Here is a 12,460-nt window from a genome sequence, read left to right as displayed (position 1 = left end):
GTTGAAGTGGAAAAATTTAACTCTTTTAAACGTTGGGGTACATAAAACATTGTCTTTAAGCCAACGAACCCTAATTTTACACTTCTATGCCCGCAATTAACTGGCACGATAGTTTCAATTTATTATCGAGGTTAACACCCCGCAGGGTCTGGAATGCAGGTAAGGTATTAAGCAGTTATTATATAAGTAAAATAACCGGCAAACCAGTACAGTGGGGGTATCCGATCTCAATTTCGTTTGAGCCTACCACCTCTTGCAACCTGCGATGTCCCGAATGCCCCAGTGGCTTACGGGCATTTACCCGTCCTACGGGAATGTTACAAAAAGATTTTTTTAGCCAGACAATTGACCAGCTATCGAAAGAGCTGTTGTACCTGGTCTTTTATTTTCAGGGTGAACCTTATCTGAACCCGGCGTTCCTGGATATGGTGAAATATGCTGCCGGAAAGGGCATTTATACCGCCACATCTACGAATGCGCATTATTTGACCGATGAAAATGCCCGTAAAACGGTAGAGAGCGGGCTCGACAGGCTGATCATTTCACTGGATGGTACTACGCAGGAGGTGTATCAACAATACCGGGTGGGCGGAAAATTGCATAAGGTACTGGAGGGGGCCCGTAATATTGTAAAGTGGAAAAAAGAACTAAAAAGTAAAACGCCGTTTGTGTTCTTCCAGTTCCTGGTGGTAAAGCCAAACGAGCATCAGATAGAAGAAGTAAAACGCCTGGCTAAAGAGATAGGGGTAGATGAAGTACGGTTTAAAACAGCCCAGGTGTACGATTATGAGAATGATCCCAATAATTTAATCCCTACCATTGGAAAATACAGCCGGTACCGTAAAAATCAGGAAGGGCAGATGGAATTTAAAAATGCCCTGAACAACCATTGTTGGCGGTTATGGCATGCCACGGTTATCAGTTGGGATGGTTTGGTAGTACCCTGCTGTTTTGATAAAGATGCCCAACACCCTTTGGGCGACCTGAAGGGTAAAAGCTTTAAAGAGGTGTGGCATAACGATAAGTATAAGCGATTTCGTGAACAGGTGTTGATGGGAAGAAAAAATATTGATATTTGTGCCAATTGCAGTGAGGGTACAAGAGTCTGGGGAGATTAATGATAACAGGAAATATTTATAACAGAGAGAATGAATATATGGTGATGCCTGGCAGGTGGAATGAAAAATGAGGAATAAAGATTGAATATGTACTGAATGGAGAAAGAAATAATGTAATTTCGACGAACAAAATAGGTTTAGCGCACTATACATAAGGTCACAAAGTTTACACGACCACCCCCTATAACAGCCCAGAGCTAAACGCTAAGATCCGGAACCGGAAAAGCGAACCTCATCCTCCCCCAACCTGGCCGCAGAACAAGTTTAAATTTGTAGTATGTCCTTGACTGCATCTGTTTGTAGCCGATTGCAACATCAGCATGAAACCATTTACGAATTATTGCGTGGGTTTTCAGAAGAGCAATTGCGACAACGTTTACAACCCGATAAATGGAGTGCATTTGAGCAGTTAGCCCATCTGGTTTCTTACCAACCCGTTTTCATGCAACGGTTGCAAAAAATACATCAAGAAAATGAACCGTCATTTGACCGGTATGTGGCCGATAATGACCCTGCATTTATTGCATGTTGTAAAAGATCGTTACCCGGTTTACTGAACGATCTGAACGCTCAAAGAGCGGGAATCACCAATTATCTTATGACATTAACCGAACCGGCAGAAAGAAGGACCGGCCGTCACCCCAAATATGGATCATTGACAATTTTGGAGTGGACGGAGTTTTTCCTGCTGCATGAAGCACATCATATATTCAGCATTTTTATGCTAACACGATCGGCCCAAGCCGGGTAATTCCTGTTTGATTCACTAATTAAATCATAAAGTCTTGAGCAGCGCCATGAGTATTGAAAAAGACATTCAACAGTCGAAATTCCGGAATGAGTATCACAAAACAGTGGTCAACCTTATTTTTACTTACAACTGGATCACAGAAAAGACCAAACAGTTTTTTGATAAAGGCGACATTACCTCACAACAGTATAATATCCTGCGCATTTTACGGGGCGCGGGAAAGCCTTTATCAACCTTACAGATCCGCCAGCGGATGTTGGATAAAATGAGCGATACCAGCCGTATTGTAGACAGGCTGGTAAAAAAGGAACTGGTACAGAAAGTAATTTGCAAAACTGACCGGCGTCTGGTAGATGTTACCATCACTGAAATGGGTTTGCAATTACTGGATAAGCTGGACAGCTACAACGAGCAAATGGATGCCATGCTTGCAAACCTTACCGAAGAAGATGCAAAAATGTTAAATCATTTACTCGATAAAATTAGAAGCTCAGAATAATGTACATTACAACATCCGTTAATCTTTTAATCCGAACATGAAAAAAGCTATATGCCTGATGGCAGGGGTATGTTTGTTGGTATTACATGTTATAGCGCAACCCAAGTATGAGTTCAGGGCAGCGTGGATAGCTACAGTCGAAAACATTGACTGGCCAACAAGAGGGAATTATAATACAGAGAGCCAGAAAGCAGAATACATAAATCTGCTTGAAATGCATAAACGGAACGGACTGAATGCCGTTATTGTGCAGGTGCGCCCCTGTGCCGATGCTTTTTACCCTTCTCAATATGAACCCTGGAGCCAATGGCTTACAGGTAAACAGGGAAAGGCGCCTACCCCTTATTACGATCCCCTGGCATTTATGATCGAAGAAGCCCATAAACGGGGTATGGAGTTTCACGCCTGGTGTAACCCATACCGGGCGGAGTTTTCAATCGGAAAATCATCCGTGTCGTCCAATCATATTACCAAAATGCACCCCGAGTGGTTTGTGAGTTATGCCGGCACCCGCTACTTCGATCCCGGCAATAAAGAAGCCCAGCTATATGTGGTGAATATAATCCGCGATATTGTTAGCCGCTATGATGTAGACGCTATTCACTTCGATGATTATTTTTATCCTTACCCGGAAGGGAAGGATTTTCCCGATACCGAAAGCTACAAGAAATATGGCAACGGCTTGAGCCTGGGCGACTGGCGACGCAGTAATACCGATTCCATCATTTTGAAGATCAGCAGTGCCATAAAAGAAGAGAACAGGTTATGCCGCTTTGGTGTTTCGCCTTTTGCCATTTGGAAGAACCGCAGCCAGGACCCCGACGGCAGCGCAACCGCCGCACTTACAAATTATGGTGATCTGTATGCCGACATCGTGCTTTGGTTAAAAAACGGCTGGATAGACTATGTAGCCCCCCAATTATATTTTGAATTTGGTCATCCCCGGGCTGATTATGCCGTATTGCTCGACTGGTGGTCTAAACACTCTTATGGCAGGCATTGCTATATTGGACTGGGTATTTTTAAAGCTGGCACAAATGCCGCCTGGCGCGATAAGACCCAGATTCCCCGCCAAATACAGGCTATGCGTAAATACCCTGAAATCCAGGGCGCTATTTACTTCAGTACCCAGTCGTTTGTAAGAAATCCATTGGGTTGGAATGATAGCCTTCGCTATAATTATTATAAAGAACCGGCAATGATACCGCCAATGCCCTGGATCGATTCTTTGAGACCAGCCAACCCTGAAGTGGTATCAATAAAACCGGTTGACACCACCCTCAGGATAGAAGTGGTAAAAACAGCTTCGGAAACAAAGAAGATCAAGTGTTACCGCCTGTATGCCTGCTATAATGAGGAATACAATAACAACAATTTCTATAATTCCCAACTAATAGGCTGCCGTTTCGATTCGGCCGATAGCTGCGTCTTTTACGCGCCACTGCGTAATGATAAAAAGTTTGTACGGTTTTACGTAACCTGTATGGATGATGAAAACAACGAAAGCAAACCCTACCCCAACTGGCCTATTAAGCTGGAGGCAGTAAAAATGGACCGGCTGGGTTGGACCACCACTAAAGAATCGGCAACTGCTTCCATGAAGTAGGTTCCAGAAAAAGAAAAAGAGATTAAAGATATGGCGGCTTCCTACAAGGAAGCCGCTTTTTTATTGCAAGATCCTGAGCGGAGTCGATCCGACTTGTCGGGAGTTCCCGTTTTACGAAAACAAGTCAACTGGTTAACGCTCAACCGGATGATCCATTTTACACAAACTGGACCAACACAATCCACCGAAATCTATACCTTTGCCCTCACCACAATAAACATTAACAATAAACAAAATTCAATATGCCTGGCTTTGAACTTTTTGGCGCCGATGAACGCAAACATGTAAACGATGTAATGGAAACCGGTATTCTGATGCGATTTGGTTTTGATGGTGCCCGTAAAGGGATCTGGAAAGCAAAGGAACTGGAAGCTGCTATCAGCAAAAAATTTGGTTGTCAGTATACCCACCTCGTATCCAGTGGAACAACCGCCCTTACTACCGTAATGAGTGCATTGGGAATAGGTTACGGTGATGAAGTGATCATGCCCACTTTTACGTTTGTGGCCAGCTTTGAATGCATCATCAGCGTAGGTGCTGTTCCGGTACTGGTTGACGTAGATGACACGCTCACCCTGAACCCTGATGCGGTTCGCAAGGCCATTACGCCCAAAACAAAATGTATAATGCCGGTGCATATGTGCGGCGCATCGGCTGATTTGGATGCCCTGAAACAGATCTGTAAAGAGCATAACCTGTTATTACTTGAAGATGCCTGCCAAAGCTTTGGCGCTACTTATAAAGGAAAATACCTGGGTACCATTGGCGATGCCGGTACCTTTTCTTTCGATTTTGTAAAAACAGTGACCTGCGGCGAAGGCGGTGCCATTGTAACCAATCGGGAAGATATTTACATTGGTAGTGATGGGTTCAGCGATCATGGTCACGACCACAAAGGTGTTGACCGCGGCGCCGATCTGCACCCTTTTTTGGGTTATAATTTCCGCATTTCTGAATTGCATGCTGCCGTGGGGTTGGCCCAGTTCAATCGGTTGGAAGAATTTTTGACCAAACAACGTGCAGGCCATGCCCAGTTAAAAGCTGTTTTGTCACAGGTACCTGAGATCAGTTTCCGCCGCCTGCCTGATGAAGCTGGTGACAGCTGCACTTTCCTGAGCTGGTTCCTGCCAACAACAGAACTTACCCAGGCAGTGGTAGCAGAAATGAAGGCCCAGAATATCTGGGGCGGTAATTTTTACTGGTTCGATCACAACTGGCATTATATCCGCAAATGGGAGCACCTGAAAAAAGGGGTAACCCTCAACGCGCTGCACCCTGAGTACAAAGCAGCCATTATGCAGCAGGCCAATAAAGATTTTTCAGCCAGTGATGCGGTAATGAGCCGGAGTATCACCACCCAGATCTCGTTGATGCCTACAGAACAACAGATGAAAGAAAAAGGAGAGAAAATTGTAAGTGTAGTTAAAAAAGTACTGGCTGCACAAAAGATATCTGCCTGATAATAATTTTAAAATCGGGCTTGCGTTAAGAAGGTGATTTCCGGATAGGAGTCACCTTCTAAATTTTACAAAACCGGCGAAATTGACAATGGAAAGAAAACCGCTCACTATAAAAACCAGCCTCTTCCTGGGCCTGGTTGTATTAATAGTACTGGCCAGTTGTAAAAGTCAGGATTCCACGGCTGACATCAACAATGTGAGTGATTCTGCCAGAAAAGTGCAGGACCGGGTTGATAGCCTTAGAAAGACCCACTATTTGAATAACGACCTCTCCATTATTTTCCTGGATGTTACCTCCTGGATCATGAATACCCAAATGGCACTTACCAGGGCTGAAATGGCAGGGAATAAAAAAGAAATGGTAGACAGCCTGGTTATTAACAGCCCTCAGGGCGATACCCTGTATTTAACCCTGCGCAGAATGTATGAAGCAGGGGCCGTATTTGCCGAATCCTATGCACAAAAGGACCAATACCGGGCCATGCGGGAGCCTGATAGCTCTAAGTTATGGCTGCAGAAATATTTCAAAGGAAGTACGCCTACGGAGGCGCTGGGTAAGTTGCAGCAATTTCAACATGATGCAACTGTAATTAATAAGATAGTTCGGAAGTAAGTTGATAGAGTTGATGGGCCTACTTCCCCTCCAAACAATCTACATAGTCCAATGACCCCAATCGAAACCGAAGCGGGACTTTAGTCGCTTTTTCAAACAGCAACTCCTTTCTGCAAAAAAAGCCAAACCGTTCCGTATAACAATTGTTACTTATAGTGTTAACAGCCGATGGCCTCTTAAATACAGGCTGATCAACCGTTTTGGGACGGGTTAGGTCATGAAAACCAATTGTTAGTAACTTTTTCGGCAAATTATACATAGAAACCGGTGCTACTTTAGCGGGAGAAAATAACTGCCTGTCAAATGTTATATTTACCTGATTTTGAGCCGAAATCGTTCCTGCCTGAAAACAAAAAGCTGCAAAGACAATAATTTTATAAAATCGTTTCACAACGTTGATTACATTTGTCTGTAAATTTACGGCCTGATTTTTGTGGTTGCCGCGAATTTTTGTTAAATTTTCAGGCGACTAATTGAAATAAAATATTGACGCACAATGGCATTGAGTCAAAGTTTACAGCAAAAGCTATTACAAAAACTTTCTCCACAGCAGATTCAATTGATGAAGCTGTTGCAGGTGCCTACGGCTAATTTGGAAGAGCGGATCAAAGAAGAACTGGAAGAAAATCCGGCTTTAGAGGTGTCTGAAGAGGCTCATGATGAATATGATAATGAGACGAAGGATGAATTCGACAGCAGCGAAGAAGAGGATTTTGATGTAGATGGGAGTGAAGATGAGTATGACAACATTGATATTAGCGAATACGTAGGCGATGAAGATGGCGAAATAGCTGATTACAAATTGCGGGATGATAACTATCCTGAAATGGATGACAAGAAAGTTGTTCCATACCGCATTGAAACGTCTTTTCATGAACACCTGTTGAACCAGCTGGGCATGATGAAGATGACCGATAATGAACGCAAGATTGCAGAACAGATAGTAGGTAGCATTGATGATGATGGTTATCTGCGTCGTGAAACGGCGGCCATTGTTGATGACCTCGCTTTCCGCCAGAATATTGAGACCAATGAGCAGGAAGTTGAGAAGGTGATCAGGATGGTACAACAGTTTGATCCGCCAGGCGTGTGCGCACGCGATCTGCAGGAATGTTTGTTATTGCAGTTAGCCCGGCAGCAACGCGAAGGCAAAAACGTAGACAGGGCCATCGATGTGCTTACTGATTACTTTGATGAGTTCACTAAAAAGCACTACGATAAAATTCAGCGTGGATTGAACCTAGACGATGAAGGACTAAAAGATGTGATTGGCCAGATCATCAAACTTACCCCGAAGCCCGGCGGTAACCATGGTGATATCAACAAGGCGGAAAGCTACGTAGTGCCCGACTTCTTCGTATTTAACAATGGCGGCAAACTGGAACTTACCCTAAACTCTAAAAACGCACCCGACCTGCGGATCAGCGAAGGGTATCGCGATATGCTGCGGGAATACGATAAAGGGAGCAAGAAAGATAAGCGGCAAAAAGAAGCGGTATTATTCATTAAACAAAAGATCGATGCGGCCAAATGGTTCATTGATGCCATTAAGCAGCGCCAGCATACGCTGAGCAGTGTAATGGAAACCATCATGAGCTATCAGCGGGACTTTTTCCTTACCGGGGATGAAACTACCATGAGGCCCATGATCCTGAAAGATATTGCTGAGCGTACCGGGCTCGACATCTCTACCGTGAGCCGGGTGGCCAACAGCAAATTTGTACAAACTGAGTTCGGGACTTACCGGTTGAAATTCTTCTTTAGCGAATCGCTCAGTACTGATAGCGGGGAAGAAGTATCTACCCGCGAAGTAAAGAAGATCCTCAGCGACCTTATAGAAGGCGAAAGCAAAAAGAAACCGTTGAGCGACGAAAAACTCACTGAGCTATTGCAGGAAAAAGGTTATAATATTGCACGCCGAACCGTTGCCAAGTACCGTGAACAATTAAATATTCCGGTGGCCCGGTTACGGAAAGAACTGTAATAGCAAACTTTTTTATGTCAACAACACCGGTTACTGCTGTAGCACCCAAGGAACCAGCGCCTGTAAGAGTAATGGCGCATTTCTTTTCATATGTATTTCATCCGTTGTTTATACCAGCGTATGTAACTGCCTATTTGTTGTTTATTGATCCCTATTCGTTTGCCGGGGTCAATTATAAATACAAATTGTTCCGGCTTATCTCTGTATTTTTCAATACAGCCCTCATTCCGGGGTTTGCCGTGTTTTTAATGTGGCGGCTGAAGCTGATACAATCCATGCAATTGCGCACTCAAAAAGAAAGGATCATCCCTTATGCTGCTGCCATGATCTTTTACTTTTGGGCCTGGTACGTGTTCCATAACCAGAAAGACAATCCACAACCATTCCTGAATTTTCTGTTGGGGTCCTTTTTAGGTGTTTGTGCCGCCTGGTTTTTGAATATTATTGCTAAAGTGAGCATGCATGCTATTGGCGTTGGCGGACTGGCGGTATTTTTCCTTATGCAAGCCTTTAGTCAGCAGGATGTTACCGGGATATATTTTTCCTTTGCTATACTTATAACCGGAATTGTTTGTACCTCCCGCCTTATAGTGTCAGATCATACACAAAAAGAGATCTACCTGGGTTTAGTCGCCGGCGCCTTATGCCAGATATTGGCCGTATGGTTTCAATAGGAAGTAGAACTACAATTGATTTAAAATAGAAAAGCTCAATATAGGACCTCCCTAAATTGAGCTTTTTTTATTTCTTCAAACACAGAAGCGCTACCTAACTAACTATTCAATACTCGTGACTTCTGGATATAACTTTTTGTAGGATGATAAATAAACAGGCAGCTACCATCCTTTATTGTTTCAATTATTTTATCGGTTTCATCAGCAGGAAGAGCGGGGCATCCATAGCTGCGGCCATTCATAGCTGCGCGGCTTAAATAATCTTCACCAACATAGTTTGAGCCATGAATAACAATATTCCGTTTGTCGGCTTTATCGTTGATGTTTTTTTCCAGTCCTTCAATTTTTAAAGACAGCCCGTGGCTACCGTAATAAGTATTACTGGTTACATAAAAACCGAGGCTGCTTTTGTGCGATTCGGGACTATTTGAGAAAGACCGGGCAAATTCGCCACCTGAATTACGGCCATGTGCTACCCATGTATTGATCAGCACTTTCTTTTCGGCCATGTCAATTACGTAGAATCTTTTCTTGCGGGAAGACTGACTGAAATCGCAAATGGAAAGCACTTCATTCTTCATGACCTTACCCTGTTCCACCAGGTATTTATACCCTTTAAGGGCATATTCAAACGCTGACACCGACATCCCATAGCTACCCAGGTCCATCTGATTGTACAGGCCTATGGCTTCTTCAGCCAACTTTTGGGCTGCCGATTTTGCAACCACCTTCACCGATGTAAACACGGGGACCGGATTGGTTGAATTTACTGTTAAAGGTTCCTTTGTTTCTGCTGCCCCGGATTTTATTACCGGTGATACTGTCAGAAAGCACACCAACACACTCAATGACATTTTTTTATATGTCCGCTTCATAAGGAAATTGAACTTCTAAAACGATTAACGACTATTGTTTTACACTATTTACGCCCTTTAACGAAGGTTTCCGTAAAATGTTTCGTCGATTTAGGTGAAATTTCCGTGTTTTCCGAATTATTCTAAATCGTATGCAGAATGGCGTATCTACTACTACGTAAAATCCCTTAGTAATAAGTAGGTGCGTAGATCACAGCTGCTTGGGGCCGGCTTGATCTCTCCTTTCAATATTGAACTCGTTAGCGTAGATTTTGATCAGTACCAGGAAGAGTGATATTAGAATTGGCCCGAATATAAGGCCGATAAATCCAAAAAGGCCTACTCCAATAATAACGCCGAATCCGGTGATCAGCGGGTGCACATCACCAATGCGTTTCAGTATCACAAAACGGAACAGGTTGTCAACCGTTCCAATAACGCCAAAGCCATATAAAAGCATAATGACTCCCTTGGTGGTATGCCCACCGGCAAAAAACAACAGACCCACCGGAACATAAGCAATAGCGGCACCCAGAATAGGCAGCATGCTGGTAATGCAGGTGATCACAAACCAGAACCAGGGTTCATCAACGCCCAGTATGAGATAACCGATCAACCCAACTATCCCCTGCAGGATGGCGATGAGCGGAATACCGATGGCATTCGAATATACCATGGTGTTAAGTTCCCTGCGCAGCAACAACGTGTTCTCATCTTTCACGGGCACCCAGTCGTAAAAGTTCGATTCCATTTTACGGCCTTCCACCAGCATGAAGTATAAAATAAAATACATGATCACAATGCTGGTGAGGGTATCGAAGGCCCCGCCAAGGATCTTCGGTACTGTTTCTCCGGTCCAGGTGGTTATTTTCTGCAGATTGGTATCGGTGAGAATGTTGATATTATATTTCCCTTCCAGCTTTTCAATATAGGTCTTCAGGCTTGTTAATACCTCCTGAGAATGTTGCATGGCAAACGCAATCTTGGTAGTGAGCATATTTACCACCAGAAATATGGGCAGCAGAATGATCAGGAAAGATAGCAGCATGAGTAAGGACGCGGACAGACTTTTTTTCCATTTATAGCGGCCCTCCAAAACGAACATCCATTTACGCAGTAATACATATAACGTATAGGCCCCCAAAAAAGCGGGGATCAGGCTTTTCAACTGGTTAAACAGTACTAAGCCAAGGATGATGATGGTAGCTAATATAAGAACCTGCCTGATGGCATTGTTGGGTATTTGCTGCTTCATGCTGGTTGTAACTTAAGGAATTAACCAGTAACTGCAAAAGCTATTCCGCCAAAAATGAAAAGCCTCCCCTCGGCTCAGCCGAGGGGAGGCTTTATAATAAAGGAAGTCGTTATATTTTGACTTTCTTCCATTTGCCTTTTTTGAAAATAATGATACTGGCAATGGCATTACAGGTCTCTGCTGCTACAATAGCAATGAAAACGCCTTTTGGGCCCAGCTTAAATACGAGTGCCAGCACAAATGCCAGCGGCACCTGGAACAGCCAGAATCCAAAGATATTGATCAGCGTGGGGGTGCGGGTATCACCGGCGCCATTAAAGGCGTTGGTAACTACCATCCCTACACCATAGAAAATATAACCCAGGCTAATAATACGTAGCGCCATTGTTGCGTAGGATTCAACGGCAACGTCCCGGTTCATGAAATTTACAATAGGCTGGGCAAATAACAGGAAAACCAGGGTTACGAATATCATAAAGATGGCATTATACCTGGCGGTGCTCCAAACCGACTGTTCGGCCCTTTGCGGTTGTTGCGCGCCCAGGTTTTGGCCAACCAGGGTTGTAGCAGCATTACTCATTCCCCAGGCAGGCAATAAAAAGAACATGATCAATCGAATGGCTACGCCATAACCAGCAACCGCGGTATCTCCAAACTCCGCCATAATACGGTTCAGCACTATCCAGCTGCCAGAAGGAATTAAGAATTGCACAACACCCGTCCAGGCAATATTCGAAATAGATTTAATAACAGGCCAGTCGGGAATAAAGTCCTGCTTTTTCACCTTGATCACCCGTTTGCCGCTGAATAAATGAAAGAGTTGATAAAGAACGCCAATACCGCGGCCTATAGTGGTGGCCATGGCGGCGCCCGTAATACCAAAACCAGGAATGGGCCCTACCCCGTAGATTAATAGCGGGCATAGAATGATATTACAGATATTGGCGATCCATAAAGAACGCATAGCCATAGACGCATCACCGGCCCCTCTGAAAATGCCATTGATCAGAAACAACAACATTATTACCACACTGCCGCCATAAATGATACGGGTATAATTGGAGCCAATACGAATGGCTTCAGAGGAACCGCCCATCAGTTTAAGGATCTCCGGTGCATAAATTAAACCGGTGGCGCTTATTATGACAGTTATAACAAATGCGATCAACAGCGATTGCATCCCGGCTTTGGAGGCAGCTTCGGGGTTTTTCTCACCAATACGTCGGGCAACCATCGCAGTTGCAGCCATGCTTAAACCAATGGCCAGCGAATAAACTACGGTAAGCACCGATTCGGTGAGCACCACGGTAGAAACAGCCTCGCTTTTACCAAGACGGCCCACAAAGAAAATATCTACTAAAGCAAAAATTGATTCCATGACCATCTCAAGGATCATAGGTACAGCCAGTAAAAAAATAGCCCGGCGAATACTACCCTGGGTATAATCCTGCTCCTTGTCAGACAAGGCCAGTTTAAATAAAGAAAAAACTGATCTGATACGCATAGTACCTATGTTGGGGGTTTGGTCCGACATATAAATGCATGTTTACAAGTAATACAATAAAAGAAAACGGAAGCGCTGACTGCGCATTCAAAAAGGTAAAGAGGAATTAGATATGCCCAAAGAACATATCTGACACTGCAGC

11 protein-coding genes are annotated in these 12,460 nt (G+C 44.0%); 8 read left to right on the top strand and 3 right to left on the bottom strand.

Annotation, left to right across the window (positions count from 1 at the left end):
* Positions 1-86 precede the first annotated feature (86 nt).
* From J7I42_RS05150 to J7I42_RS05115, 8 genes are all read left to right on the top strand, one after another.
* Complete coding sequence (locus J7I42_RS05150; RefSeq protein ID WP_209137699.1) at positions 87-1,118, top strand: radical SAM/SPASM domain-containing protein; 1,032 nt, start codon at positions 87-89, stop codon at positions 1,116-1,118.
* A gap of 277 nt (positions 1,119-1,395) precedes the next feature.
* The gene (locus J7I42_RS05145; RefSeq protein ID WP_209137698.1) at positions 1,396-1,869 is read left to right on the top strand and encodes a DinB family protein; all 474 of its coding nucleotides are present in this window, start codon (positions 1,396-1,398) and stop codon (positions 1,867-1,869) included.
* Positions 1,870-1,903: 34 nt separating this feature from the next.
* Positions 1,904-2,368 (top strand): MarR family winged helix-turn-helix transcriptional regulator, encoded by a 465-nt coding sequence (locus J7I42_RS05140; protein WP_209137697.1) that lies wholly within the window; start codon positions 1,904-1,906, stop codon positions 2,366-2,368.
* A 37-nt stretch (positions 2,369-2,405) separates the two neighbouring features.
* Positions 2,406-3,974 (top strand): glycoside hydrolase family 10 protein, encoded by a 1,569-nt coding sequence (locus tag J7I42_RS05135; RefSeq protein WP_209137696.1) that lies wholly within the window; start codon positions 2,406-2,408, stop codon positions 3,972-3,974.
* Between the two features lie 242 nt (positions 3,975-4,216).
* Entirely contained in the window at positions 4,217-5,434 is a 1,218-nt protein-coding gene (locus tag J7I42_RS05130) for a DegT/DnrJ/EryC1/StrS family aminotransferase (RefSeq protein ID WP_209137695.1), read from the top strand.
* 88 nt (positions 5,435-5,522) lie between these two features.
* Entirely contained in the window at positions 5,523-6,047 is a 525-nt protein-coding gene (locus tag J7I42_RS05125) for a hypothetical protein (protein ID WP_209137694.1), read from the top strand.
* A 496-nt stretch (positions 6,048-6,543) separates the two neighbouring features.
* Positions 6,544-8,031 (top strand): RNA polymerase factor sigma-54, encoded by a 1,488-nt coding sequence (gene rpoN / locus J7I42_RS05120; protein ID WP_209137693.1) that lies wholly within the window; start codon positions 6,544-6,546, stop codon positions 8,029-8,031.
* A gap of 14 nt (positions 8,032-8,045) precedes the next feature.
* Positions 8,046-8,705, top strand: a complete 660-nt coding sequence (locus J7I42_RS05115) for a hypothetical protein (RefSeq protein ID WP_209137692.1) — start codon at positions 8,046-8,048, stop codon at positions 8,703-8,705.
* A 98-nt stretch (positions 8,706-8,803) separates the two neighbouring features.
* Here J7I42_RS05115 and J7I42_RS05110 read toward each other — a convergent pair whose 3' ends face one another.
* The 3 genes from J7I42_RS05110 to J7I42_RS05100 all read right to left on the bottom strand — a co-directional run bounded on the left by J7I42_RS05110 (position 8,804) and on the right by J7I42_RS05100 (position 12,348).
* A complete protein-coding gene (locus J7I42_RS05110) occupies positions 8,804-9,580 on the bottom strand; it encodes a murein L,D-transpeptidase catalytic domain family protein (RefSeq protein WP_209137691.1) in 777 nt (258 codons plus the stop codon).
* A gap of 190 nt (positions 9,581-9,770) precedes the next feature.
* The gene (locus tag J7I42_RS05105; RefSeq protein ID WP_209137690.1) at positions 9,771-10,814 is read right to left on the bottom strand and encodes an AI-2E family transporter; all 1,044 of its coding nucleotides are present in this window, start codon (positions 10,812-10,814) and stop codon (positions 9,771-9,773) included.
* A gap of 109 nt (positions 10,815-10,923) precedes the next feature.
* Positions 10,924-12,348 (bottom strand): MATE family efflux transporter, encoded by a 1,425-nt coding sequence (locus J7I42_RS05100; RefSeq protein ID WP_209137689.1) that lies wholly within the window; start codon positions 12,346-12,348, stop codon positions 10,924-10,926.
* Between the last annotated feature and the right edge of the window lie 112 nt (positions 12,349-12,460).

This window comes from Niastella soli, from assembly GCF_017742245.1.
GTDB classification, from domain to species: domain Bacteria; phylum Bacteroidota; class Bacteroidia; order Chitinophagales; family Chitinophagaceae; genus Niastella; species Niastella soli.
This window is presented reverse-complemented; position numbering and strand designations above follow the sequence as displayed.